At 40.9% G+C, this 24,994-nt stretch carries 22 protein-coding genes and 1 pseudogene; 11 read left to right on the forward strand and 12 right to left on the reverse strand.

Annotated features, from left to right (window positions below; all coding sequences use genetic code 11):
• Positions 1-228: 228 nt before the first annotated feature.
• Entirely contained in the window at positions 229-564 is a 336-nt protein-coding gene (locus ABMQ40_RS03060; RefSeq protein ID WP_370896420.1) for a DUF8439 domain-containing protein, read from the reverse strand.
• A gap of 27 nt (positions 565-591) precedes the next feature.
• On the opposite strand from ABMQ40_RS03060, the gene ABMQ40_RS03065 reads away from it, so the two are divergent.
• A complete protein-coding gene (locus ABMQ40_RS03065) occupies positions 592-804 on the forward strand; it encodes a hypothetical protein (protein ID WP_370896422.1) in 213 nt (70 codons plus the stop codon).
• 32 nt (positions 805-836) lie between these two features.
• On the opposite strand, the gene dnaX is transcribed toward ABMQ40_RS03065, so the two are convergent.
• The 4 genes from dnaX to ABMQ40_RS03085 all read right to left on the reverse strand — a co-directional run bounded on the left by dnaX (position 837) and on the right by ABMQ40_RS03085 (position 4,998).
• The gene (gene dnaX / locus ABMQ40_RS03070; protein ID WP_370896424.1) at positions 837-1,922 is read right to left on the reverse strand and encodes a DNA polymerase III subunit gamma/tau; all 1,086 of its coding nucleotides are present in this window, start codon (positions 1,920-1,922) and stop codon (positions 837-839) included.
• A 99-nt stretch (positions 1,923-2,021) separates the two neighbouring features.
• Entirely contained in the window at positions 2,022-2,648 is a 627-nt protein-coding gene (locus ABMQ40_RS03075) for a TetR/AcrR family transcriptional regulator (protein WP_370896426.1), read from the reverse strand.
• 7 nt (positions 2,649-2,655) lie between these two features.
• On the reverse strand, positions 2,656-3,909 hold the full coding sequence (locus tag ABMQ40_RS03080) for an aminotransferase class I/II-fold pyridoxal phosphate-dependent enzyme (protein WP_370896428.1): 1,254 nt from the start codon (positions 3,907-3,909) through the stop codon (positions 2,656-2,658).
• A 333-nt stretch (positions 3,910-4,242) separates the two neighbouring features.
• Entirely contained in the window at positions 4,243-4,998 is a 756-nt protein-coding gene (locus ABMQ40_RS03085) for a response regulator transcription factor (RefSeq protein ID WP_370896430.1), read from the reverse strand.
• A gap of 98 nt (positions 4,999-5,096) precedes the next feature.
• On the opposite strand from ABMQ40_RS03085, the pseudogene ABMQ40_RS03090 reads away from it, so the two are divergent.
• The 5 genes and pseudogenes from ABMQ40_RS03090 (at position 5,097) to ABMQ40_RS03110 (ending at position 12,140) form a co-directional block, all read left to right on the forward strand.
• Positions 5,097-5,740: pseudogene (locus tag ABMQ40_RS03090) on the forward strand (DUF1349 domain-containing protein).
• A 604-nt stretch (positions 5,741-6,344) separates the two neighbouring features.
• Positions 6,345-7,550 carry an MFS transporter gene (locus ABMQ40_RS03095; RefSeq protein ID WP_370896432.1) on the forward strand — a complete coding sequence of 402 codons (1,206 nt, stop codon included), beginning with the start codon at positions 6,345-6,347 and terminating at the stop codon, positions 7,548-7,550.
• A gap of 150 nt (positions 7,551-7,700) precedes the next feature.
• Positions 7,701-8,117: a hypothetical protein gene (locus tag ABMQ40_RS03100; protein ID WP_370896434.1), complete on the forward strand. Its 417-nt coding sequence runs from the start codon at positions 7,701-7,703 to the stop codon at positions 8,115-8,117.
• A gap of 164 nt (positions 8,118-8,281) precedes the next feature.
• On the forward strand, positions 8,282-11,092 hold the full coding sequence (locus tag ABMQ40_RS03105) for a TonB-dependent receptor (protein ID WP_370896436.1): 2,811 nt from the start codon (positions 8,282-8,284) through the stop codon (positions 11,090-11,092).
• A gap of 22 nt (positions 11,093-11,114) precedes the next feature.
• Entirely contained in the window at positions 11,115-12,140 is a 1,026-nt protein-coding gene (locus ABMQ40_RS03110) for a phytase (RefSeq protein WP_370896438.1), read from the forward strand.
• Positions 12,141-12,277: 137 nt separating this feature from the next.
• On the opposite strand, the gene ABMQ40_RS03115 is transcribed toward ABMQ40_RS03110, so the two are convergent.
• From ABMQ40_RS03115 to xth, 3 genes are all read right to left on the reverse strand, one after another.
• Positions 12,278-12,775 carry a DinB family protein gene (locus tag ABMQ40_RS03115; RefSeq protein WP_370896440.1) on the reverse strand — a complete coding sequence of 166 codons (498 nt, stop codon included), beginning with the start codon at positions 12,773-12,775 and terminating at the stop codon, positions 12,278-12,280.
• A 258-nt stretch (positions 12,776-13,033) separates the two neighbouring features.
• The gene (locus tag ABMQ40_RS03120; RefSeq protein ID WP_370896442.1) at positions 13,034-14,221 is read right to left on the reverse strand and encodes a glycoside hydrolase family 88 protein; all 1,188 of its coding nucleotides are present in this window, start codon (positions 14,219-14,221) and stop codon (positions 13,034-13,036) included.
• A gap of 346 nt (positions 14,222-14,567) precedes the next feature.
• Positions 14,568-15,344, reverse strand: coding sequence for an exodeoxyribonuclease III (gene xth, locus ABMQ40_RS03125; RefSeq protein WP_370896444.1), 777 nt, complete (start codon positions 15,342-15,344; stop codon positions 14,568-14,570).
• Between the two features lie 568 nt (positions 15,345-15,912).
• Here xth and ABMQ40_RS03130 point away from each other — a divergent pair.
• The 3 genes from ABMQ40_RS03130 (at position 15,913) to ABMQ40_RS03140 (ending at position 19,466) form a co-directional block, all read left to right on the forward strand.
• Complete coding sequence (locus ABMQ40_RS03130) at positions 15,913-16,881, forward strand: NADP-dependent oxidoreductase (RefSeq protein ID WP_370896446.1); 969 nt, start codon at positions 15,913-15,915, stop codon at positions 16,879-16,881.
• Between the two features lie 4 nt (positions 16,882-16,885).
• A complete protein-coding gene (locus tag ABMQ40_RS03135) occupies positions 16,886-17,827 on the forward strand; it encodes a helix-turn-helix domain-containing protein (RefSeq protein ID WP_370896448.1) in 942 nt (313 codons plus the stop codon).
• Between the two features lie 250 nt (positions 17,828-18,077).
• Positions 18,078-19,466 carry a S41 family peptidase gene (locus tag ABMQ40_RS03140; protein WP_370896450.1) on the forward strand — a complete coding sequence of 463 codons (1,389 nt, stop codon included), beginning with the start codon at positions 18,078-18,080 and terminating at the stop codon, positions 19,464-19,466.
• 261 nt (positions 19,467-19,727) lie between these two features.
• On the opposite strand, the gene ABMQ40_RS03145 is transcribed toward ABMQ40_RS03140, so the two are convergent.
• Positions 19,728-20,339, reverse strand: a complete 612-nt coding sequence (locus ABMQ40_RS03145; protein WP_370896452.1) for a hypothetical protein — start codon at positions 20,337-20,339, stop codon at positions 19,728-19,730.
• A gap of 102 nt (positions 20,340-20,441) precedes the next feature.
• On the opposite strand from ABMQ40_RS03145, the gene ABMQ40_RS03150 reads away from it, so the two are divergent.
• Both ABMQ40_RS03150 and ABMQ40_RS03155 read left to right on the forward strand, forming a co-directional pair.
• Complete coding sequence (locus ABMQ40_RS03150) at positions 20,442-21,440, forward strand: SDR family oxidoreductase (protein WP_370896454.1); 999 nt, start codon at positions 20,442-20,444, stop codon at positions 21,438-21,440.
• Between the two features lie 33 nt (positions 21,441-21,473).
• Positions 21,474-21,932 carry an NUDIX hydrolase gene (locus ABMQ40_RS03155; RefSeq protein ID WP_370896456.1) on the forward strand — a complete coding sequence of 153 codons (459 nt, stop codon included), beginning with the start codon at positions 21,474-21,476 and terminating at the stop codon, positions 21,930-21,932.
• Between the two features lies 1 nt (position 21,933).
• Here ABMQ40_RS03155 and ABMQ40_RS03160 read toward each other — a convergent pair whose 3' ends face one another.
• From ABMQ40_RS03160 to ABMQ40_RS03170, 3 genes are all read right to left on the reverse strand, one after another.
• Positions 21,934-22,545, reverse strand: coding sequence for an alpha-ketoglutarate-dependent dioxygenase AlkB family protein (locus tag ABMQ40_RS03160; RefSeq protein WP_370896458.1), 612 nt, complete (start codon positions 22,543-22,545; stop codon positions 21,934-21,936).
• A 7-nt stretch (positions 22,546-22,552) separates the two neighbouring features.
• The gene (ligD, locus tag ABMQ40_RS03165; RefSeq protein WP_370896460.1) at positions 22,553-24,709 is read right to left on the reverse strand and encodes a DNA ligase D; all 2,157 of its coding nucleotides are present in this window, start codon (positions 24,707-24,709) and stop codon (positions 22,553-22,555) included.
• A gap of 103 nt (positions 24,710-24,812) precedes the next feature.
• On the reverse strand, positions 24,813-24,983 hold the full coding sequence (locus ABMQ40_RS03170; RefSeq protein WP_370896462.1) for a lmo0937 family membrane protein: 171 nt from the start codon (positions 24,981-24,983) through the stop codon (positions 24,813-24,815).
• Positions 24,984-24,994 lie beyond the last annotated feature (11 nt).

A 24,994-nucleotide genomic window follows, 5' to 3' on the forward strand; every position in this document is an offset into this window, starting at 1 on the left:
TACCAGTAAAATCGGTAATAACTTCTGAATCTTCCGGAGTAAAACAAAAAGCCGTAATAACCGCTAAAAAAATTAGCGGGAGCAAAACCGAAACGGTTTTTTACAGATCGATATGGATTCAACATTATTTCCATTTTTCTCCGAGCTCTTTATTTATGGCTTTTACACGTACTTTTTTGCTTGTTTTGAAACTTTTAAGCAGAAAATATCTGACAAATATATAAAAAATTATGACAAATCAAATTTCATCAGATCATCAAGATCTTTAAGTAAGGGATTTTTTTCAATGAATTTTTCAAATATTTTTCTTTTGGTCATTACTTCTATCTTCAGGTTTTCGAAGTCTCTTTTATATTCCACTTCGATGGCATAGTTATGAACCTTTCTTTTAAAATGGTTGAAAAATTCTCCGCTTACTTTGTCAAATTCAGCCTTAGCCGAATCGGAAGGGTATAAAACCCGTACAACATTTTCGTCTGCCTTTTCCAGTTTAAATGCCTTAATGGCATTAAAAACAAAGGTATCCCTGGATTGGAGCTGTTTTAAAAACAGATTCCATTCCATCTGCAGATCTGTTTCGGTAAAGTGGTTTTGTGGAAGGTTTTCCGGTTTGACGGTAACGTTTTCTTCTTCTTCGGGTTTATCTTCTCTGTTTATAAAGGATGTGATGCTGAAACCGGAAGAGATGACCTGCTTTGTAAGTGGCCTGGATGTCTTTCTGACAGTAATCTCCTGAGTCTGTTCTACAATGACTACCTGTTCAATCTTTTCTTCCTTTACCTGCGGTTTTTCAGGAAGCTTTAATCCCTGTCCGCTATCTGGAAAGGGCGCTAATATTATAAACTTTTTTTTTTAGAAACGTCTGTATTAGCGGTAAGAGAAGCTAATTGCATCAAAGCAATTTCTACCGTAAGCCTCGGATTTTTAGAGTTCTTATAGTTGATATCGGCATGATTACAGATCTCAATGGCATCTATGAGCTGCTGGGCATTCCATTTCTGGCTTTGCTCAACAAATTTTACTTTTGTCTTTTCCCCTACTTCTATCAGATCCATGGTAGAAGGATTCTGGGCCATCATAAGATCCCGGAAATGGTTTCCCAATCCCGCAATGAAAATATGGGGATCAAAGCCTCTTTTTACAATTTCATTAAAGGCAGAAAGCACTTCGGGAATTTTATTCTCTTTGGCCAGATCCACTACATTCAGGTATTGGTCATAATCCAGAATGTTCAATACTTCAGCCGCTTTGGCCAAGGTGATATTCTTTTGGGAAAATGTGGAAAGCCTGTCGAAAATGGAGAGGGCATCCCTCAATGCGCCGTCCGCTTTCTGTGCAATGAGATATAAAGCATCATCCTCATACTGAATATTCTCTTTTTGGGCTATATTCCTCAGGTGTCCCTGAATATCTTCAATAGTGATCCTTTTAAAATCATAAATCTGGCAACGGGATAATATCGTAGGGATGATTTTGTGCTTCTCCGTAGTAGCCAGAATAAAGATAGCATGTGCGGGAGGTTCTTCCAGTGTTTTAAGGAAGGCATTGAAGGCAGCAGAAGACAGCATATGAACCTCATCTATGATATATACTTTGTATTTGCCTACCTGCGGTGCAAAGCGCACCTGATCAATCAACTCCCTGATGTCATCCACTGAGTTGTTTGATGCAGCATCTAATTCATAGATGTTGTAAGCAAAGCCATCTTCTGAGACAGAACCATCTTTTTCATTGATCTTTCTTGCCAGGATTCTTGCGCAAGTAGTTTTACCAACGCCACGGGGGCCGCAAAAAAGCAGCGCCTGTGCCAGCTGATTCTCTCCAATAGCATGTTCTAAAGTATCCGTAATATGGAATTGGCCGACAACAGTATCAAATTCCTGTGGACGGTACTTTCTTGCAGATACAATAAAATTTTCCATTGGCCAAAAGTAAGAAATAAAGTTTTAATTTAAAAGTTTTAGGTTTTCAAGTTTTCAACAAAAACTCATTCCTTTCCGGCAACAGAAAATATCTGGCAATTATTTTTCGTAAGCAAAATCAATGATCTCAACAATAGCTTTTTCAATTTCTTTTCTTCCTTCATCGGTTTTAAGATCTATGCCACAGAATTTGCTTGCATTATAGCCTGTATAAAGATTCAGATAATATGCTCCTGAAACCAGAAGAGCGGCAATAGCACGGTATCTGGTGGCTCTTTCCTTGAAGTGCGGATCCACAATATTGGTAAAAAGCAGCTCCCCTATTTCTTCTCTTTCATCTGCAACCTTTTTCAGAATAGGTTTGCTTTCAGAAAGGCCCCAAAGAATAATTTTCTGAAGCTCCTTATTTTTCTTTATTTGTTCAAACTGATTAAGAATGGCTACCTTAGAAAGTTCCTTCCCGCCATCAGATAAATCGACATGGAGGTTATCCTGATTCATCTTACTCCAGTAATCCTGGGATTTAATATACTCATCTATGAGTTTTTCGGTACTTCCGAAATACTCATAGATAAGTTTTTTATCAAAACCTGCCACGGCGGCTATCTTGCTCACCTTCAGCCCTGAATAACCTTTTGTTCTTAAAATTTTTCCTACTGCTGCAAGCAGTTTTTGTTTTGTTTTCTCTTTATCCCTGATAGGACCTTGTACAACTTTTCTTGGCATTTGTCATTTATTTTTTTGCAATATGCAATTTTTTATTGATATCCTCAAACGCATTGAGGGTTTTATCAAGATGTTCCTTCTCATGTGTGGCCATTATACTCATCCTGATCCGTGCATCTTTTCTGGCTACTGCCGGATAAATAATAGGATTGGTATATATTCCTCTGTCAATAAGTAGCTTTCCTACGTCACCTGTTACATGAGGATCACCAATTTTTACCGGAACGATAGCAGAACATGTAGTTCCGGTCTCCAATCCAAGATCATCCAATCCTTTTTTGAAATAGTTTATATTATCCCACAGTTTAGCACGCCACTGCGGTTCTTCATCAATCAATTCAATAGCCTTAATGATCCCCATTGAAGAGGGAGGCGCTGTTGCAGAGAATATCTGCTGGCGAGACTGGAATCTGATAAATGTAGCCAGCTTTTTATCTGCGATCACATAGCCCCCTAAATTTCCGAAAGTCTTACTAAAGGTTCCGGTTATGATGTCTATTTTATCCAACAGTCCTGTATCTTCTATCGTTCCTCTCCCGGTCTTTCCTAAGATCCCTACCCCATGCACATCATCGATCATTAGATATGCATTATATTTTTTCACCAACTTATAAATCTCTTCTATCGGCGCGATATCTCCGTCCTGAGAATATACCCCGTCTATAACCACCAGCTTGGTACGGTACTGATGCTCTGACGTTTTTAAAATATTTTCCAGAGCTTCAAGGTTGTTATGCGGAAATGTCTTTCTGTTGGTAAGAATACATCCCTCATAAACGCTTGCATGTACCGCCATATCTACAATGGCAATGTCTTCTTTCTGAAGCAGGATCTGCAATGTTGCACTATTTGCCGTATATCCTGTAGTAAAAACCACGGCTTCTTCTTCATTCCTACCGAAAAAAGAAGCTATTTTTTCCTCCAGATTGTTATGATACAGATAGTATCCTCCGATAAGCGGAGTTGCCGCCGTTCCTGTACCAAATTTCTCTATTCCTTCAATCGCGGCCTGCTTCACTTTCGGATGCTGAGTAAAGCCCAGATAATCACTGGTGACAAAACTTATATAATCCTGTGTTGCATCTTCCGTGCCAACATTCATCACAGAGCTACATCCTGTATTATTTCTCAGTCTGTAACGGTGCCCGTTTGATTTCATGTAATCCAGAAAATCATAATAAACATTAGCACGTTCCATCATATCGTACCCCGGGATATTCTCAAAATCCTTAAAAGTTGCTTTCGTAAAGTCAATATTCATCCTTAATTTAGTTTAGCTGTTTAGAGTAACAAATATATGACTAATTCCACGGAAGGCTTTTATCTCATTTAAAATTTATGATATCTGGAATATTTTCCATGTTAGAGATTAAAAAAAATAAATTCTTCATATATTTCGTTTACTTTTTTGTGAAAATTTTCATCACTTCTGTTAAGTTTAGCTAATATGAATATATGAAAATTTTAAAGAACAGGAAAATCTAAGTGCTGATTTTGTTGAAACAGGGTCCAAAATTCTATACTGTTACAGCTCCGGAGCCTTTTAAATAACCCTGGACAGCTTACCATATCATTCTTCCGAAAATATTTAATATTATTTCAGGATTCCACTGTTAAAGGCTGTAATAGAATTTTTCACATTCAGCTTTTCAAGGATGTTCTGACGGTGCCGGCTTACTGTATTAATACTTATGGAAAGCAGATCTGCAATTTCTTTGCTTGTATGTCCCTCTCCTACGAGCCTCAATATTTCCATTTCCCTTTTTGATAAAATATTCCTGTAGTTGAGCTTATCATCTTCTATCACTTCTCCCGTTACGGAATTAACAATCAGGAACTCCGACGGCCTGTGTAACGGCTCATCAATCGCCAGGTTATATAAGCAAAGTGCGAATCTTAATTTTTTATTGAATGGAGAATATACATAGAACATCCTGTGCTGCACCGGTCTGTACCTGGCATTCTTATCTTTCATCCGTAGCCTGGATAAAACACTGTATTCGGGATATTGCGCAAAATTTGCCGATTCCAGCAGTTTAAAGAAACGAAGCTCGTGGATATATTTTTTCAGTTTATCATCAGGGTGTATTTTTTTCAGTATATCTTCTTCCCAGATAGAGTCTATTTCTACAGGGAGCTCCCTGAAGTCCAGTCCTAAAGCCAAAGCGGCGCCGGAAGAATACACGTAGCTTTTATCGGCCTGCATATCACTTAATACAGAAATGGCATTTTCTACTCTGGAATACATTAAAGCCATCTGCTTATAGGCGTTAATATCGAGCAGGCATTCCTTATCCGGATCCGGTTTTCCATTCAGCAATGTTTTATTCAGCGTTTCTACTATTTCCATAAAAAATGGTTATTTATAAGTATTGATGGATCTTTCTCAAAATTATACTTTTGTTATGCTAAAATAATGATTTATAAGCAGCAAAACCCATAGCCGTAATGAATAAAATTTTGAGCCTTTGCCTGTTATTTTTTCTCACTGAAAGCTTTGCACAGACTCTGGAAAAGATGAACTGGTTTAATGAACCTGAAAAATGGGAGATCAGAAACAATTCCTTATCCATGTTTGTTACGCCACAGAGTGATTACTGGAGGATCTCACATTATGGTTTTACAGTGGATGATGCCCCGTTTTATTACAGCACATACGGCGGAGAGTTTGAAGCCAAGGTTAAAATCAAAGGTAACTATAAGGCCAGATTTGATCAGATGGGATTGATGCTGAGGGTGGACAAGGAAAATTATATAAAAGCCGGAATTGAATTTGTAGACGGAAAATACAATTTAAGCACGGTTGTAACCCATCATACCAGTGACTGGAGTATGATCAGCCTGGAAAAACTCCTTCCGAAGTATGGATAAAAGCTGTAAGGAGGCTGGATGCTGTTGAAATTTTTTATTCTTTCGATGATAAAAACTATATCATGATGCGAAATGCACACCTGCAAGACAATACTCCTGTTATGGTAGGTCTTATGGCAGCCTGCCCGGATGGCAATGGTTTCCAGGCAACTTTTGAAAATTTCTCAGTGAAACATCTTCCTGATCTGCGCCGCCTTGAATGGCTGAAGCACCACCAATAGCCCGATTGAATTTGCATTCAATATATAGTCAATTTTTATTTACCTCTCAGCAATGAGGGGTTTTATTGTAATAATCCAGGGTAATATTACAAGCTTTTTCTAACCCAATCACTTAATCTTCATCTTAATAAAAAAACCGGAAATTATTACAATTTCCGGTCTTTAACATAAAAACAAGAATTTAATTATTAACAATTAAATTATATCTTTCAATACGCCATCAGTATTTTTCTATCTGGCCATTATAGCAGAACTTCCGTTTTCTGTTGGTAAGTAAGGCTGAAAAAATCTCAATGGGAACCAAATAATTTCAGCCTTAACATTTGCACTTTTTAGAATCAATCGCCTGGCATTGATCATTAAGAGATCCTGATGACCAATGCATTTTTAAATCTTGTGACAAAAGTATCATTATAAAGGGTACGGAAAAAACAATTCATGTAGAATTAAAATGACATCATATAGAAATATTACTACAAAAAGCGTAGAAAAACTTCTAAAAAACAATAAATATCATCTCTTTACCGGGTTTCAAATGAAAATTTATTCTGAACTTTGCCTGCAAAGTGTCTGCTCAATATTCCAGAATTTAAATGCAAAAGATATGAATACAGAAAAGACAGGAAAAGACAGCCGCCGGTTTAAACGTATCAGGCTATGCATCTTTTTTTCGGGTCTTTCGGTATTTGCCCAGCTTTACCTGTTTCAGCCATTGCTGCCTGCGGTTGCGGAACATTTCAAAACAACAGTTGGGGATAGTTCCTTACTTGTATCGTCGGCCACTATTGGCATGGCAGCCGGTCTGCTTTTTTTTGCCTTTAAGGCGGACAGCTATTCAAGAAAAAGCCTTATGGTCTTTTCATTACTTTCGTCAGCATTGCTTACCATAATTTCGGCGTGGATCCCCAGCCTTCCCCTGCTCATTGCCATCGGTATTATAAAAGGTTTTGTCATTTCCGGTGTTTCTGCCGTAGCCCTGGCCTACCTTACCGAAGAAGTTCACAATACTGTTGTTGCATTAGCGATCAGCATGTACCTCAGCGGAAATACCATCGGCGGAATGAGCGGAAGAATTTTCGCGATCATTCTTGCCGGGGAACTAGGCTGGAGGAACGCCGTTCTCATTATCGGCACGGAAAGCCTGATTCTAGGGCTGGTATTCTGGAAACTGTTTCCCGGCTCACGGTTCTTCAATCCGCAGAAGACGGATTACTCCATGAAAATAAAGCAGATGAAAAGATTACTGACGGACACCTATTTGCTCCGGCTATACTGTATAGCAGCATTGCTGATGGGAGTTTTTGTAAGTATTTATAATTACCTTACCTTCCGCCTGGAGACTGCTCCATTCTCATTGAATCATTTTCTTATCGCATTTATTTTCCTGATGTATATCTTCGGGGTTTTTGGTACCATGATCGTGGGAAGGCTGTCCAGAAGGTTTGAAAAAAGCCTTCTTCTGAAAGGAAGTATCCTGCTTATGCTCATAGGAATCGTGTTGTTGTTTTCAGAAAGCCTTTTCATTGTCATTTCAGGTCTGGGAATCGTAACTCTTTCCTTCTTCGCTGCCCATACCATGGCAAGCCAGATGACGGCCCTGCACGCCAGGGAAGGAAAATCTTCCGCTACGTCTATTTACTGGTTATTCTACTATTTCGGATCAAGCATTTTAGGAAGCGGAACCGGATACCTGCTTCATGCCACTTCGTGGAACTTTTTTATTCTTGTTCTTATTGTTTCTGTTCTTTCAGCCTTGCTGTTTTCTGCCCGCACGGCTACCACGCGGGTTAATACCTTTAAGGGTAATTGATCTGTAATTTTTATTATTGATCCCAATAATTGAAAATAATTAATTTTATTTATAAAATTCACCACGTAAGGCATAATATTTGCAAATTTAAATCTACCAATACACCTACTCATTATACTAAGCTTTAATAACCTTAACACACAAAATATTATGAACGTTGCAGATCTAAAAATTAATAATTTAGTGGAATATAAGAATCAGATTTTCACTATTACTGAAATATTCCAACATGATGAAAAAGATTATTTTGTAAGAATTGAAAATGATGTTCGTAGTGTTTCCGTTCCGGCAGATTCCATCAAGCCTATAAAGATCACAGAGGAATGGCTTGAAAAATTTGGTTTCTTAAGAACATACAGCTCTGATCAGAGGATTCGTTATGAAAGACCGGAATCTTTCATAAAGTATGATATCGATCTGAGCTCAAGAAAAATTGTAGAAGGCTTGAAAATTTATGGTAACTCTATCAAATGTAAGTACATCCATGAATTTCAGAACATTTTCTCTTGTCTGTTCGGTAAAGAACCTGCCACTATGGGTTATGGATTAGTAAAAACTAATTCTTAAATATAATTATATATTTATAAAAATATCCACGGTATTACCGTGGATATTTTTATTTGATGCTACTATAAAACCTTATCGTTAACGAATCTTTAAAACAAGCTTAATTTTCAATTCAAGCCTTTTCCTATATCGAAATCTATTTTTGTCTGAAATATATAAGGAAAGTGAAAAAAATTTTTACATCTGTTTTATTTTGCGCATCTATTTACTTTTATGCCCAGACCGGTACTGTTTCCGGAAACATCAATGACGATTCCAAAATCGCATTACCGGGAGCCAGAATTTCCCTGACACCGGGAAATATTTATACTACTTCTGATGAACGCGGAAATTTCATTTTTTTAAATGTTCCCGCAGGAAACTATACCATGAAGGTGGACTACCTCGGCTATGGTACCCATGAATACAGTGTACTGGTAGAGTCTGATAAAAATACAAGGCAGAACATCATATTCGCCAGAAAGGAAACCGCTATTGAAGAGGTAGTGGTAACCGGAGCCTCGTTGAAAAACCAGGCCAGAGCACTCAATAAACAAAAAAGCAATCCCAACATCACTAATGTGATCTCTTCTGATCAGATCGGACGCTTCCCGGATGCCAATATCGGGGATGCTTTGAAGCGGGTGCCGGGAATTACAATACAGAATGACCAGGGGGAAGCCAGAAATCTGATCATCAGAGGACTTGCACCAAACCTGAACTCTGTAACATTAAACGGAGACAGGATCCCGTCCGCCGAAGGTGACAACAGGAATGTACAGATGGACCTTATCCCCTCGGATATGATCTCTTCTATAGAGGTCAATAAAACATTAACTCCCGATATGGATGCCGATGCCATTGGTGGCTCTGTAAACCTCATTACCAGGGCCTCCCCTAACGGACAAAGGATTTCTGCAACGTTAGCAGGAGGCTACAGCCCGATACGGGAAAAAGGAAATCATACCGCCGGATTGGTGTATGCCGACCGTTTCCTGAATAAAAAGCTTGGTGCCGTCTTCAGCTTTTCTTATAATAATAACCATTTTGGCTCAGACAATATCGAACCCACCTGGAGCCTTGCCGATGATGCCGCACAAACGGCTTATGTAAGTAAAATGGGTATACGTTATTACAATGAACACCGTATCAGGCACAGCTTTGACCTGAATCTGGATTATGAATTCAATTCAAAAAATAAGATCTATGCTTCCGCAATGTACAATTTCAGGAATGATAAGGAAAACAGATATGCACTCGGATACAAGATCGATCCGGTTTATAATGATGACGAAACAGCGATCACAGGATGGGAAGGCAGCATAACCAGGCAGAATAAAGGTGGTGATGCCGATAATGACAATACCCGTCTTGAAAGACAGAAAGTACAGAATTATGCATTGAGGGGCGAGCACGTTCTGGGTTCCAAAATAGATCTTGACTGGTCTATGAACTATGCTACGGCAAGTGAAAAGAAGCCTCATGAACGATATATTGAATTTGAAAATGAAGATCTGACATTCGCCACCGATTTCAGTAATCCCAGAAAGCCGATGGTCAGCCCCATCACTCCTGATAATCCAGGAGATTATGAGCTAAGCGACCTTTCGGATGCCAACAGCTTTACTCAGGAAAAAGAATTCGGGGCAAAAGTGAATTTACGTTTCCCTCTGTCTGTCATCGAGGATCAGAAAGGAAGACTCCGGGTAGGAGCCCGTCTCCGTCTGAAAGAGAAGGAAAGGAATAATGATTACTATGAATTTGAACCGGTAAGCGATATGGGAAGCTTATTGTCTGTTCCTACCGTTTATTTTAACGGACACAATTTCCAGCCGGGGAATTACGTCCCGGGGACATTTGCCAGCGCCGCTTATATGGGCAGCCTGGATCTGTTCAATCCGAGCCTGTTTAATGGAGCACTTAAGCCTGAGGAGTTTCTTTCAGGGAACTACAGTGCCAAAGAACAGATCTATGCCGGATACATCCGGTGGGATCAGGATTTCAATGACCGGCTATCAATGATTGCCGGTGCCAGAATCGAGACAACAAGAATAGATTATACCGGAAATTATATTATGGACGAGGAAGATCTGGTAGGCCAGATCAATAACACCAATACCTACACCAATATTCTTCCGAATATCTCATTCAAATACGTGCCTGTACAGAACCTGGTATTGCGTGCAGCATTTACCACGGCACTGGCACGCCCCAACTATTACGCACTGGTCCCTTATCTGAGCGTGATCTCAGGAGATGAGGAGATTTCCGCCGGAAATCCGAATCTTAAAGCCACCTATGCCTATAATTTTGATTTTATGGCAGAGAAATACTTTAAATCTGTGGGTATTCTTTCAGGGGGTGTATTTTATAAGAATCTTAAGGATTTTATTTATACCTATTCCAGAAAAAACTATTCCGCAGCGGATTTTAATACAGATTTTGCAGGACAGTCCAATCCTATTCCGGTGGGAGAAAATAACTGGAGATTCACACAGCAACGTAACGGAGATAATGTGGGTATTTATGGCTTCGAGCTTGCCTTACAAAGACAGCTTGACTTTATCCCGGGAGCCTTCTGGAAAGGCCTGGGAGTATATGTAAACTATACCTATACCAAATCAAAAGCGAAAGGGATCACCAATGAGGATGGTGTTGAAAGAACGGATGTAGGACTGCCGGGAGCCGCACCTCATATGTTCAACGGATCGCTGTCATGGGAAAACAAGCGTTTTTCGGCAAGGGTTTCAATGAACTACGCTTCTCATTATATTGACGAGCTTGGCGGAAACTCATTTGAAGACCGGTATTATGATAAGCAGCTTTTCCTTGATGCCAACGCCTCATTTAAAATTACAAGTCAGCTCAGGGTTTTTGCAGAGGCTAATAATCTGACCAACCAGCCGTTAAGATATTACCAGGGAATTGAAAGCAGAACCGCCCAGGTTGAATATTACAGGCAAAGGTTTACTTTAGGCCTGAAGTTTGATTTTTAATGATAGAGACTGATATAATTTCATGAAAAAAATAAATCATATAACCGTCTTTTCAGCTTTATCACTGCTGATACATTGTACAGGACAAAACCGGTTAGGAAAAAAAATAGAGCCGGCTGTTATCACAGAAGCCGTAATGTATGATACTGATGATCCTGCTATCTGGATCAATCCTGAAGATGCCTCGAAGAGCATCATCGTAGGAACAGACAAAGATTCAGACGGAGGTTTGTATGCCTTCGATCTGAATGGAAAAATCCGGCATAAGGTATCCGGCCTGAAACGACCCAATAATGTAGATATAGAATATGGATTTCTTTTTAAAGGTAAAAAGACGGATTTTGCTGCTGTTACGGAAAGAGAAACCAATAAAGTAAAGCTTTATTCTCTTCCTGAGCTGAAAGAGATCGGTGAGTTTTCCGTTTTTGATGGTGAAGCTGAACGCGCCCCCATGGGAATTTCAATTTATAAAAATCCTCAAACGGCCGAAACTTTTGTGATCGTGGGAAGAAAATCAGGGCCGAAAGAGGGCTATCTGTGGCAATACAGGCTCGTGGAAAAGAACGGTAAAATGGCCGGTGAGGTTGTCAGAAAGTTTGGAAAATACAGCGGGCTGAAAGAAATAGAAAGTATTGCCGTAGATGATGAAATGGGCTATATTTACTATTCTGATGAACGGTTCGGGGTACATCAGTATTATGCTGATCCGGCCAAAGGTAATGAAGAACTTCTGGTCTTTGGCCAAGGTGATTTTAAATCGGATGTGGAGGGCATTTCCATTTATCCCACTTCCCTGGACACCGGATATATCCTGGTTTCAAATCAGCAGAAAGATACCTTTAATGTATATCTGAGAGAAAACCCTTCCACAGGAAGGATTGCTGAAATCCCTGTTTCCACCAGGGAAAGCGACGGGTCTGAAGTAACGAACATCAATCTGGGACCCAGGTTTCCGAAAGGGATATTCGTAGCTATGAGCAATGGTAAAGTTTTCCATATTTACGACTGGCGAGCCATTGAGGAGAGGATCCGGCTGAACAGGAGATAAGGCCTCACATTTACAATTCAATTATTCAGCTTGTACCATTCGCCGATGATCATTCCGAGCATTCTCTGGGAAGGCTGCCTTTTTGACCTGAATCTGATGGATATTTAGAAACTAAAACCGGTTTATGAGAGGTTCTGTTACCGACTATTCTGAATAATTTCTTCTGAGCTTAACCCGAACATAGGTGGTGTTTTTACCTCCAGCAGGTTCAGGTAAAGATAAAGCTGTGCCCTGTGATGGATTTCGTGCTCGGTCATGGCCCTCAGCCACTTCCATACCGTAATCGGAGCATTCCCGGGAGTAAGGCATTTTCGATGCAGATCTTCATTGCTTAAGTTTCTGAAAATATTCAAAGATTCTTCATGCTTTTCACTGAAATATTTCAGTATATTCTCATATCCGTCCGCCAGTTCCCTGCCACATCCGTTGTAGGTACAGGGGTTGCCCAAAATGGTCTCAGCAAACATATAGCGTTCAATGGCTGCAATGTGGCGTATATGATCTGCAATGGTAAATTTTCCGGTTTTATAGGCCCAGTCCATATGTTCCGGAGAAATTACCGAAATCAGACGATTGGTACGCTGCCTTATTTTTTCATAATATTCAAGGAAGGATCCTATATTGGTGATTTCCATATTCTTTTGTTAAGGGATACCTGCGGTATCATACATAATGTAAAGGTACTTAACTTTCAATACCAATTGTATCCGAGTAGGATTCAAATATATTATTTTTCCAGTTCAATCCATACAGGGGCATGGTCACTGCTCTTTTCCCACCCCCGGACATGCTTGTCCACCCCGGCAGCCTTTAGTCTGCTGGCAACAGCAGGGTCGATAAAATATTCTGGTCATTATCATACTCCTGTAAAATATTTTTCATTTTAATTTTTTTTACAGGTACCAGTCCTTATATCTTTTCAGTGCCTCCAGAAAATAATAATCAGCATAGATCAGGGGAACATCGATTTCCGAATGAAGGGGAAGCCCTCCCGTACTGTGTTTCAGCAGGAAACCTCCGTTTTCACCCGGTATAGCCTGGTATTGGTTTCCGGATAAGCTTACCAGCATCTGACGTGCCACTTCTAAGTATTTTTTCTTTTCAGTTCCCCGGGTATATTGTCCCAGCTCCAGTAATGCGGAAGCCGTAACGGCTGCAGCCGAAGCATCCCGCGGAACATTGGGAATGCCGGGATCATTAAAATCCCAATACGGAACCTTATCTTCGGGCATAGAAGGATTATCCAGGATAAACCCTGCAATATGCCTGGCCTGATCCAGGTATTTTTCATCCCTGGTAAACCGATACATCATGACATATCCATACAACCCCCAGGCCTGTCCCCTCGCCCAGGCAGAAGCATCTGAATATCCCTGAAACGTTTTTCTGCCCAGTACCCTGCCTGTTTCTGTATCATAATCTATTACATGGTAGGAGCTGTAATCGGGACGGAAATGATTTTTCATCGTAGTATTGGCATGGGCAACGGCCATTTCACCCAGCTTTTTACTCCCTCCGTTCTGTGAAGCCCAGTTCAGCATCTCCAGGTTCATCATATTATCAATGATCACAGGCCCTTTAAAATCCGCCATTTTATCCCAGGAAAGGATGGCCTGCATTCCAGGCTTGAAACGCGTGGAAAGAGATTCTGCCGATGTCAGGATAACTTCTTTGTACCTTGGATTTTTGGTGATTCTGTATGCATTTCCGAAACTGGTAAACATCATAAAACCCAGATCATGGTCCCTGGTATATGTTTTATTAGGCTCTATCACAGCAAGCGTCTTCTCCGCCTCTTTCCTGATCTCCGGGTCTCCGGTCTGTTCATAAATCAGCCATAAGGCACCGGAATAAAACCCGGAACACCACCAGGTGATATCTTTGCTGATAACTTTTCCCGTGGAGGCATCAAAAGATTGTGGCATCTTGTTTTCCGGAATGGCTTTCATCAGGTATTTATATTGTTTTCCGGCCAACTGAAACTCATCGCGGATAAGCTTCTCCATCCGCTTTCCGCCTTGTGCCATGACAGCGATATTTAAAACCGTAAAAACAGCCAGACTAATTTTCTGTAAAATCATGCAGTACATATTCTTATGCTCAATTTACTTAATTCTGATAATATTTAAATCAATTTCAACTAAAATATGATTATGGAAAATTATGATTTTTTTGCCCGGATATTCGCACGCAAGATTTCAAGCGTAAATGAGCTGGATAAAAACAAAACTGTCTCCACTGCGTTTAGACAAATGTTTAGCTGAAAGCTGATGTAAATTGCCTGGATAAGCTTCAGACAACAAGCCGGGTTCGTATGGCATTGCCGGAAAAGCATTTACGGTGCGGCCTTCATTGCTTAGGCTTCTGAAAACAAAGATTCTTCATATTTGTCACCGGAATATTCCAAAATCTTCTCATTCAAATATATTATTTTTCCAGTTCAATCCATACAGGGGCATGGTCACTGCTCTTTTCCCACCCCCGGACATGCTTGTCCACCCCGGCAGCCCTTAGTCTGCCGGCAACAGCAGGGCTTAATAAAATGTGATCCAGCCGTATTCCGGCATTTCGGTCATAGGCCCTATACAGGTAATCCCAAAAGGTGTAAAGCTTTTCCTCGTCCGGAAACAAGGTCCGGAGCGAATCTACCCAACCTTCGGCCGTTAAATCTTCAAACGCTTTTCTTACTTCGGTCCGGAACAGGGCATCATTTACCCATCGTTCGGGTTTGTGGACGTCTCTGGGAGTGGGAATAATATTAAAATCACCGATAAGTATTGCCGGCAATTCCAGTTGTAGCAACTGATCAGCTCTTTGCCTGAACCGGTTGATCCATTTCATTTTATAATCAAATTTAGGCCCCGGATACGGATTCCCATTAGGAAGATACAGGCAGCAAACCACCATCTGATCTATAATTGATTCAAGATACCGGCTTTGCAGATCTTCATCATCACCAGGCAAAGTCCTCTGCACTTCAATAATATCCAGATTTTTTGTAAGTATGGCCACACCATTCCAGCTTTTTTGCCCGTGCCATACCGCCTGATAACCTGCTTCATTGATTTCTTTTAAAGGAAACCTGTCCTGAGGTGCTTTTAACTCCTGGAGACAGACTATATCAGGCCGGGCCTCGTCAAGCCAGCGCAGCAGCACAGGAAGTCTTGCATTAATTCCATTAACGTTGTAGGTAGCAATTTTCATGGTTTGAATATATTAATTGAATAGCGGTAATATCTGAAGATGCAATAACCGTGCAAACTATCTTCCAATAGCTAGGTTCCGGTACCGGTTCATCTGTTTCTATTCCTTTACACCGAAATCCACGGAAAATTAGTGGCCAGAATCTCTACCGGGGATTCAGGCAGTATGTATATTACCAATAATAATGATCATATTGAACCTTGAAGTATAAAGAAAAGTTGATATATAAAAAATGTGATAAAAGTTCAATAGCAACGGCAACGGGTTCAGTAAAACGGATACAAGAACGTTCGGATATACACTATAAATAAATCACCCTATTTTGATATTATACATCTTTTTAAATTTTTTAAGATATTTTATTTATTTTAGTACTCATTCAAAATCAATTATTTATGGACAAATCATTAATAATAATGGGCTAAAAAAGCTGATAATGGAGTTCCGAATGATGCCGCAATATGACAAGGCAATAATACAGCAAGTCATCACTTTGGTTAAATTAAAGGGAATTTCGGTTAAATTTAATACTTATTTGATGCAGATCTTTGCATAAAAAGATAGAACAATGAAAGCAATCAGAATTTATGAATTCGGCGAACCTGAAGTGATGAAAATTGTAGAAGTTGAACGCCCTGTCCCCAAAGCGGATGAGATCCTGGTAAAAGTATACGCTGCCAGCATCAACCCGGCCGATTATATTATACGCCGGGGAGGAAATGAAGGTTTAAAGCCGTTGCTGAAACTGCCGATGGGGTTAGGCATTGATGCGGCAGGAATTGTAGAAGAAGTCGGAAGCCAGGTAACGGAATTTAAAAAAGGTGACCGCGTGTATGGTGTCCCTAATTATCTGGATGGCAGTTATACTGAATATCTCGCGACCAAAGCAGACCTGTTTGCTTTAATGCCACATACACTATCCTTTAATCAGGCGGCTGCATTACCTGCCTGCGCACGTATGGCTTATAATGGTATAGTAGAAAAGGCAAAGGTGCAACCGGGTCAGAGCGTCCTGGTTCATGGTGCAGCGGGTGGTATCGGCAATCTGGCATTACAAATTGCCAAAGCCTGTGGCGCATATGTTATCGGGACAGCATCGGCACATAATGCTGATTTTTTAAAAACGTTGGGCGCTGACGAAGTGATTGACTATAACACACAGAAATTTGAAGATATTCTAAGCAATATTGATGTTGTATTTAATGCCACCCCTACCACAACTGTTGATGAAGCTTTACGTTTAAGATCGGTTCCGGTTTTAAAAGAAGGAGGCATCTTTGTATGTACGCATGGGGTATGGCCCAATGAGGAGTTTAAGGAACTTTTGAGCAGGAAAAAAGCCACGGTTTTTATGGCTGGTGCCGATATTCATCACCGGCATTGTTTCACTGAAGTGGCCAAATTGATCGACTCAGGCAAGATGAAGCCTGTTATCAGTAAGATTTATCCCTGGCAACAGGCAGCTGAGGCACATCGCGATAGCGAGTCGAAGCATGTTCGCGGAAAAGTCGTGTTGGAAATTCGTAAGGAAGATTAAATAAATGGTGCATTATAAAACCATAACTGAATGGTGCCTGGCCTGGCAATTGCCAAAGCCTCAACACCCGCTTATCAATGTAATTAAAATAGATTCAACCGTAAAGATGCATCGTGGTGACACCTTTACTTCCTTTTGCGACTTTTATTACATAGCGCTGAAGCGGGTTAATGGCACCGAAGAACTCAAACTGAAATATGGACAGCAACCTTATGATTTTAATAAAGGGATTATGGCTTTCGTGTCGCCTGGTCAGGTATCAACCCTTGTTGTTGAAAAAGACGCAGAAGTCAGGCAGTCGGGATGGCATTTGATCATCCATCCCGATTTCCTTTGGAATACTCCATTAGCCCATAGTATAAAAAAGTATGAGTTTTGGGATTATGCTGTGAACGAATCCCTGTTTCTTTCTGAAAAAGAAGAAGAGCTAATCGCAGGTATTATCCAAAATATCCACCGGGAAATCCATGCTGATATTGACAAATTCAGCAAGCCAATCATTATATCACAGCTGGAAAGCCTTCTCAACTATACCGACCGGTTCTATAGCCGCCAGTTCTTAACACGCGAAAAAGCCAGCCACAAAGTGCTTGATCGCCTGGAAAAAGTACTGAATGACTACCTGATCAGCGGACAAACGGCAACAAACGGACTACCAAGTGTACATAACATTGCTGAGCTGCTCCATATCTCCCCAAAGTATTTAAGCACCCTGCTAAGAATGCATACCGGACAAAACACTCAGCATTATATTCACGAAAAGCTGATCGAAAGGGCTAAAGAAAGAATATCTACCACTGATCTGTCAATAAGCGAGATCGCTTACGAACTGGGATTTGAGCATTTGCCATCATTTAGCCGCTTGTTCAAAGCGAAAACCCGGCTTTCCCCTCTGGAATTCAGGCAATCATTCAGGAATCAGAACGGAGATTCATCTTCCTCATAAGCTCTTAAATCAAACAAAATATCGTAAGACTTAGTCTGCACCGCTATCTCCATCTTTACTACAGCCAGAGTGTAACCAGACAATTTGGCTGGCTTAACCGGCTATATTAAAATTATAATAAAAATATGGATTCAACATGATTAATATTGTGAATATTTTGGATATTTGATAAATTTTTTCAGACAACTAAATAATTATGCCAGCCATGTTTAATGTAATGAAAAAAATCTGCTTATTTACATTTTTAATAATGCTGATCCCGGTAACTCTGGAAGCCCAGCACTGTAATTGTGAAGAGAACTATCAATGGGTAAAAAAGACGTTTGAAGATAATGATGCTGGATTTCAGTATATTATTGATCAAAAAGGGAAAGATGCTTACGAGGCACATAATCAGAAAACGTTTTTGAGTGTAAAAAATATCCGTACAGTTCCCGAATGCCAGCAAGAACTAATAAAATGGCTAAAATTTTTTAGAAAAGAACACTTTGGAGTTGCTATAAAAAATCAGAATAATAATGAAACTAAAACGAGCAACCCTCCGGAATTTTTTAATATTGACGAAAAAAGATTTCTAAAGCACATTAATTCCTTATCTGTACCGGGACTCGAAGGAATATGGAGCACCGGTACTTATAAGATCGGAATCATAAAAACCAAAGAGAATTACACAGGATTTATTTTAGATGCTCCGAATACGGGCTGGAAAAAAAATCAGGTTAAATTAAAAATTGCATCTGATGGGAAAACTTGTGATTATTGGATGAGAGATTTTACTAAACTGGATCATGTTTCTATAGAACTTATTGGAAATAATTTCATCAGAATCAACAGGTCCATTAACTTACGAAGGGAGTCCACACATTTCCCTGACAGTAAAAATATTGAAAACTATATCACATTCCTTACCCAGAACCAGCCTTATTTCCAAAAATTGTCTGCACAGACAAATTATCTAAGGATACCCAGCTTTGATTTGGAATATAAAAAGAATATTGACAGTATTATAAGCTCAAATCTCACTTCCATCACAGGCTCTAAAAATCTCATCATTGATATCCGTAATAACGGCGGTGGCGGGGACAGCTCTTATAAAAATATTATCCCATTATTGTACACCAATCCCATCAGAACTGTGGGCGTTGCTTTTTACTCCACTAAACTGAATAATGAAGCTATATTAAAGTATGCCCAAAATCCGAACCTGTCACAGGAAAACCGGGATTTTTACAAAAAGTTTTATGAGAAATTAAATCAAAACCTGGGTAAATATGTTTCTCTGACAGATCAGGAAGTATCAGTGAAAGAACTGGATAAAATTATGCCCAATCCCGTAAATGTTGCTATTATCATTAACGAAGCCAATGCCAGCTCTGCGGAACAGTTTTTACTGACAGCAAAACAAAGCAGAAAAGTGAAGCTGTTTGGTACCACTACGCTGGGGGCACTCGATATCTCGAATCAGACTGAAGTTGATTCTCCTGACGGTAATTTTGAGTTTTGGTATTGCATGTCGAAAAGCTACAGAATCCCTGAAATGACAGTTGATAACGTAGGCATTCAGCCGGACTATTATATAGACCGTACTGTTTCTGAGGAAAATTGGCTGGATTTTGTCCAGAAAACGCTGGAAGACTAAGAATAGATACACAAAAGCTCTTTCGATTTTCGGGTCATGCACTTTAGGCATTTCAACTATCAGACAAGAATACTATAAAGGGCATAGGCTAAGCTTAAACTGCACAAATTATGGATTTTATTCCGACTCCCGTTATAGCTGGCGCCGTGGAACAGGTGTAGGTACTTTCAGCGTATTACGCGATATCCGCCTGTTTGATTAGCAGTAATTACAATGCCTTTCAGGGAGATGATACATCTTTAAATAGGCCCTTTTAAAGGATTACTCAAAATTCAGAAGTCCGTCTGAAAGACATTTCCATTGTATTTTAGAAATCCTCATCATTCCCCCGACCGCTATCATTATATTTCTGATCTTATCTATGAAGGTTGCGTTAAAATTCGGGGTTTCATTCCGACCGTAAATGGCGGCTTTCACAGAGTTTCCGTTCCTGGAGATCATAAAGGTGGAGGTTGCCTTATCTGAATAAAAATGGGCAATATGATGATTTTCTTTTCTGCACGGATCTGTAGAAGGCCTGCAGCTCATCAGTATCACTTCAGAGTCATTCATATCCTTATGAGAAATGTTGATAACTTTTACCCAGTCGTAGCCTTTGGATTCTGCCGTTCCGGGTCCCGGAATATCAATTCTCATGAAATCTCCGATTTCGGGGGTACGATCGATACGATTCCCGTTTGAGTCATAAAGCTTAAAGTCGGCAGAGCCTTCCCCGCAATATTGCACCCAATTGTTGACCGAAAAGAAGCGTTCTTTTAAAACTGCAAACTTCTGAGTGGCAACGGAAGGATTTTCAAACTCCTTTTCGCTTTCAGTATCGTGAAATCCTCCATGTTTCTGTTCCGGAACCCCGTAAATCTGTTTAGGTTTCATAGCTTGTTATTTCCTTGATCTTAACAAAATTAGCATGAAAATAAACGTTGTTTTATGAGTAGAGTCACAATAAAACAAGTAATTAAGCCGTAAATTCAATACATGAAAAATCAAAATAAAACCTCATCACTTACAGGTAAAACGGTCGTTATTACCGGAGCCTCCAGTGGCATAGGCAAAGCGGCCGCACAAGCATTTGCCAGAGAGGGCGCCCATCTGGTTCTTGCCTCACGGGGTGAAACGGCCCTGCAGGAAACGGTGGAGCTATGCAGAAAAGAAGGAGTGATGGCAATAGCCGTACCTACAGATACTTCTGTTGCAGAAGATGTGTACCATCTTGCCGGAGAAGCCTTAAAACTGAATAACCGGATTGACTACTGGATCAATAATGCAGGGGTTCTGTCCTTTGGAAAATTTGAAGAAACCCCTGTGGAGGTTGTAGACCAGATCATTAAAACCAATCTGCTTGGTTACATTCATTCCGCCCATGCAGTTTTGCCGGTTTTCAAAAAACAGAAAAAAGGTGTTCTGATCAACAATATCTCCATCGGGGGCTGGATGCCGGCTCCTTACGGAACGGCTTATACTGCATCTAAATATGGAATCCGGGGAATGGTGGAAACCCTCCAGGGAGAAGTTTCTGATTTTCCCGATATTCATATCTGCGCATTGTATCCGGGATTTCAGAAATCTTCGGGGATAGAGCATGCAGCCAATTACTCTGGGATAAGGCTTAGCACTCCTCCTCCATCTTTCGATCCTCATGAGCTGGCTGAAGCCATGGTAAAAGTGGCCAAAAACCCCGAAGACGCTATTTATCCGGATTGGTTTTCCATTACTTTTAAAAGCCTCTACGGAATCTTCCCCGGAGTTATCCGTTCTGTCTCCTCCGCAATGATGAGAACGGTCATGAAGGTTGCCAATAAAGATTCCGATACGGCAGGAAATGTACTGAAACCCTCCAAAGGTAATATGGGCATTCATGGGAGGACACTTCTCCCTACCCCTTCAAAACCTTTAAAGCTGGCTACAATGGGCATAGTTTGCTTAGCTGCAGTTACTGTTTTTCTAACGTTATCCCGAAGGTCCGGAAGAATATAATGATTACCTTTATCATGGATTAAGATTTAAATCATGAAAAAAAGCGCCGGAATTTTATTATTCAGAAATAAGGATCATCTCTCCTATTTTCTTGTACACCCTGCCGGCCCGTTCTGGAAAAATAAGGACATCGGGGCCTGGTCTATCCCCAAAGGCGAGATTATGGATGGTGAGAATCCGCTGGAACGTGCCATAACTGAATTTGCTGAAGAAACCGGACAAGCCGTAACGGGAGAATTTATTGAGCTGTCCCCCGTCAGGCAAAAAGGCGGGAAAACCGTTTATTGCTGGGCTGTAGAAGGAGATATTGAGACTTCCCGGCTTTACAGCAATACCATACAGATAGAATGGCCGCCAAAATCTGGAAAATTAATGGAAATACCGGAAATAGACCGGTGGGAATGGTTCGATCCTGAAGAAGCAAGATTACGTATTAACCCAGCACAGGCGTCTTTTTTATCGGAACTTGAAGGATTATTACAGAAAAAATAGCTCAGAGTTCCCGGATCAAACGGAAAGTGAGATTGATACGCGGCTGCATCGGTTTTGCAGATTTGGCGATCCGGTGTTCCCAATGCAATTGCAGATCACCTTTCATGATCAGCAAGGAGCCATGGGCTAAAGGCAAAGTATACCTCTGCCGGTGGTCATCCGCTTTCCGGAAGTCAAAATTCCGTACCTGTCCCAGGCTTACAGAAGCAATTACCGGCCTGATGCCTAATTCATTTTCCTTATCCCGGTGCCAGGCCACCGAATCATTACTGTCCCTATACAGGTTAAGCAACACCGAATTGAAACTATAGCCGGAAGCCTCTTCTATGGAATGTTTCAGCTCCAGCAGTTCAGGGGACCAGGGATTGATCTTCATACGGCTTCCCCCCAGCTGATAAGATTTTCCCGCATCTCCATACCAGGCAGTCAGGCGCGGGGTGAGCACCATTTTATCATACATTTTCCGGGAAGTCTGCTGCCAGGGAACTGTTTTCATTAAAAGCTCCTTAAGCCCGGTAGCTTCCTTTTCCGGCAAAAAATGCTCGGTATATTCCAGTAACTCTTCCGGAAACCGGTAAAACTCATCCGCATTAAATAAATTCAGCTGGTCCATACCTCAATCATCCTGAAATATCATGCTCAATAGAGAACTTTTGGATCACTTTCTCCAGATCAATCCCTTTTCCTAACACGGGCTTAAAGATATCTCCTTCGCTTTTTATCCGTTCCATAGCATTGAAAATAGTAAAATCACTCATCTTCAGGCCTGTTTTTACTTCATCCCAATACAATGGCATTGATACCGTGGCTCCGGGTTTAGGCCGTACGGAGTATGCCGAGGCAATAGTGGCATGAGGCCTGTTTTGCAAAAAATCGAGGTACATCTTCCCTTTCCGGTCTTTTATGGCCCGTTCGATACTGGTGAACCCCTGCAACTCACGATGCACTAAAGTGACAACTACACGGGCAAATTCCTTCGACTGCTCATAGGTATATTTATTTCCTAACGGGATATAAATATGCAATCCTGTAGAGCCGCTCGTTTTACAGTAGCAGGGCACTCCCATATCCTCCAGTAATTGCCTGGTGATCTGTGCCGCCGTAATTACCTGATCAAAGGAATTTTTATCCGGATCGAGATCGATGATGCAAAATGTTGGATGATCAGGCTTCTTAATGGTGCTGTTCCACGGGTTCATCTCAATACAGCCAAGATTAGCCATATACAGAAGAGTGGCTTCATCATAGCCTACCAGATAATTCCGGTCCCGGTCATCCGTATCACTGTGATAAAGGCAGGTATGCACCCAATCCGGTGCCTTGCCGGTGACATCCTTAAAGTAAAAACTTTTTCCTTTAATACCATTAGGGAAACGGTTCATGCTTTGGGGCCTGTCTTTAAGATAAGGAAGGATATAAGGAGCAACCTGGTAATAATAATTGATCAGGTCACGCTTTGTAATTTTTTCATCGGGCCAGAAAATTTTGGTGAGGTTCGTAAACTTCAGTTCATGGCCATTTATTTTTTTTACCTGGGTTTTTTCCGTAGGATTCAGCAGTGTTTTTTCTTTCCTGTTTTGGGAAGCCCTGGTAAGGCGGCTTTTTGCAGCAACCCCGGCCTGCTCCACTATCTCTTCGGTATTCTTTTCCACTTCAAGCCTCACATCCGCAGCTTTTTTATCGGAGCGCATGCCTTTGAATGATGGGTGGCGGAATACGCCATCGTCAGTAATTTCAGCATAGCTTACCTCGCAGACCAGCCGGGGCTTTAGCCATGTAGCGGTAGCTTTCGGAGGATTGGGCCGGAAACGGGAAGGCTTATTTACATCAGGCTCAACAGTAAATGGCGATTTAGAAATGATGAGGGGCTTAAAGGTTGCCATCATTTCTTTTTGGGCTTTCGCGGAAAAGCCTGTTCCAACCTTTCCTACATAATGAAATTCTTTTCCTTTGTACACTCCCAGCAGCAGAGAGCTGAATTCCTTGGAAGAGTCCTCATTCCGGGTAAGCCCGCCAATTACCACTTCCTGGCGCTTATCTGCCTTGATCTTCAGCCATTCCCGGGTTCGGGTGTCAGGATGGTATTTACTGTCGGCTTTTTTAGCCATGATCCCTTCCAGGCCGATCTGTCTGGCAGCCTCAAAAAACTCCATGCCATCTGTCCTGAATATATTGCTGATGCGAAGCCGATCATCATTATGTATAAAAATATGCTCCAGAATGGCGTGGCGTTCGGTAAGGGGCAGATGCATCAGATCTTTTCCTTCATACCACAGCAGGTCAAAGGCATAAAATACCAATTCTCCGTCCGCCTCGCTTCGCCAGTTTTGCAGGCTTCCGAAATCGGATACGCCTTTGTTATTAAGTACAGTGATTTCTCCGTCAATTACGGCATTGATTCCCCATTCTTTCAGGGCTTCCGAGACAGAATAGTATTTTTCCGTAAAAATCTTATTATTCCGCGACCTCAGCTCTACCCCGGTTTCACTAAGGTATGCTATGGTGCGGTAACCATCCCATTTCACCTCATATACCCATTCAGGATCGTTGAAAGGTTCATTAACCAGGGTTGCCAGCATGGGCATAATATTTTCCGGCATGGCAGCCCGTTTTCCTTTTTTCAGCAGTGAAGTAATATCTTCCTGCCTTACAGCCGGCTCATCGCTGATTTTGGTTTGCAGCTTTTTTTGCGGCTCTTTAGTTTTCGAGAGTTTTGCCGCCATATCGTATATTTTTTGATTGATTGCTCCCGGGATACCCGGAGTTATAAAATTCATAGTGTTACCTCTACCTGTCCAAACAAATATCCGGTAACACTATGAATTGGTAATTACGTGAAGGACCGGATGGCCGGTACCTGCTCTCTGATGTATTTAATGACTAATCAAGAGGTCTTCTTCCGGAAATAAGATTATAAAGGATTACAATAATAGCAATAACCAGCAGGATATGAACTAAATAACCGGTACTCATACCTGGAACAATACCTAAAATTCCTAAAAGCCAAACAATAATACAAATGACTGCGACTAACCATAATATACTTCTCATGACTATAAAAT

This window comes from Chryseobacterium gossypii (genome assembly GCF_041361455.1).
Taxonomy (GTDB): domain Bacteria; phylum Bacteroidota; class Bacteroidia; order Flavobacteriales; family Weeksellaceae; genus Chryseobacterium; species Chryseobacterium gossypii.

What these genes read in the sequence shown, in the direction of transcription:
- ABMQ40_RS03060 (WP_370896420.1), bottom strand. Translation starts at nt 564, where the DNA reads ATGGAATGGAATCTGTTTTTAAAACAGCTCCAATCCAGGGATACCTTT.
- dnaX (WP_370896424.1), bottom strand. Translation starts at nt 1,922, where the DNA reads ATGGAAAATTTTATTGTATCTGCAAGAAAGTACCGTCCACAGGAATTT.
- ABMQ40_RS03075 (WP_370896426.1), bottom strand. Translation starts at nt 2,648, where the DNA reads ATGCCAAGAAAAGTTGTACAAGGTCCTATCAGGGATAAAGAGAAAACA.
- ABMQ40_RS03080 (WP_370896428.1), bottom strand. Translation starts at nt 3,909, where the DNA reads ATGAATATTGACTTTACGAAAGCAACTTTTAAGGATTTTGAGAATATC.
- ABMQ40_RS03085 (WP_370896430.1), bottom strand. Translation starts at nt 4,998, where the DNA reads ATGGAAATAGTAGAAACGCTGAATAAAACATTGCTGAATGGAAAACCG.
- ABMQ40_RS03095 (WP_370896432.1), top strand. Translation starts at nt 6,345, where the DNA reads ATGAATACAGAAAAGACAGGAAAAGACAGCCGCCGGTTTAAACGTATC.
- ABMQ40_RS03100 (WP_370896434.1), top strand. Translation starts at nt 7,701, where the DNA reads ATGAACGTTGCAGATCTAAAAATTAATAATTTAGTGGAATATAAGAAT.
- ABMQ40_RS03110 (WP_370896438.1), top strand. Translation starts at nt 11,115, where the DNA reads ATGAAAAAAATAAATCATATAACCGTCTTTTCAGCTTTATCACTGCTG.
- ABMQ40_RS03115 (WP_370896440.1), bottom strand. Translation starts at nt 12,775, where the DNA reads ATGGAAATCACCAATATAGGATCCTTCCTTGAATATTATGAAAAAATA.
- ABMQ40_RS03120 (WP_370896442.1), bottom strand. Translation starts at nt 14,221, where the DNA reads ATGATTTTACAGAAAATTAGTCTGGCTGTTTTTACGGTTTTAAATATC.
- xth (WP_370896444.1), bottom strand. Translation starts at nt 15,344, where the DNA reads ATGAAAATTGCTACCTACAACGTTAATGGAATTAATGCAAGACTTCCT.
- ABMQ40_RS03130 (WP_370896446.1), top strand. Translation starts at nt 15,913, where the DNA reads ATGAAAGCAATCAGAATTTATGAATTCGGCGAACCTGAAGTGATGAAA.
- ABMQ40_RS03135 (WP_370896448.1), top strand. Translation starts at nt 16,886, where the DNA reads ATGGTGCATTATAAAACCATAACTGAATGGTGCCTGGCCTGGCAATTG.
- ABMQ40_RS03140 (WP_370896450.1), top strand. Translation starts at nt 18,078, where the DNA reads ATGCTGATCCCGGTAACTCTGGAAGCCCAGCACTGTAATTGTGAAGAG.
- ABMQ40_RS03145 (WP_370896452.1), bottom strand. Translation starts at nt 20,339, where the DNA reads ATGAAACCTAAACAGATTTACGGGGTTCCGGAACAGAAACATGGAGGA.
- ABMQ40_RS03150 (WP_370896454.1), top strand. Translation starts at nt 20,442, where the DNA reads ATGAAAAATCAAAATAAAACCTCATCACTTACAGGTAAAACGGTCGTT.
- ABMQ40_RS03155 (WP_370896456.1), top strand. Translation starts at nt 21,474, where the DNA reads ATGAAAAAAAGCGCCGGAATTTTATTATTCAGAAATAAGGATCATCTC.
- ABMQ40_RS03160 (WP_370896458.1), bottom strand. Translation starts at nt 22,545, where the DNA reads ATGGACCAGCTGAATTTATTTAATGCGGATGAGTTTTACCGGTTTCCG.
- ligD (WP_370896460.1), bottom strand. Translation starts at nt 24,709, where the DNA reads ATGAATTTTATAACTCCGGGTATCCCGGGAGCAATCAATCAAAAAATA.
- ABMQ40_RS03170 (WP_370896462.1), bottom strand. Translation starts at nt 24,983, where the DNA reads ATGAGAAGTATATTATGGTTAGTCGCAGTCATTTGTATTATTGTTTGG.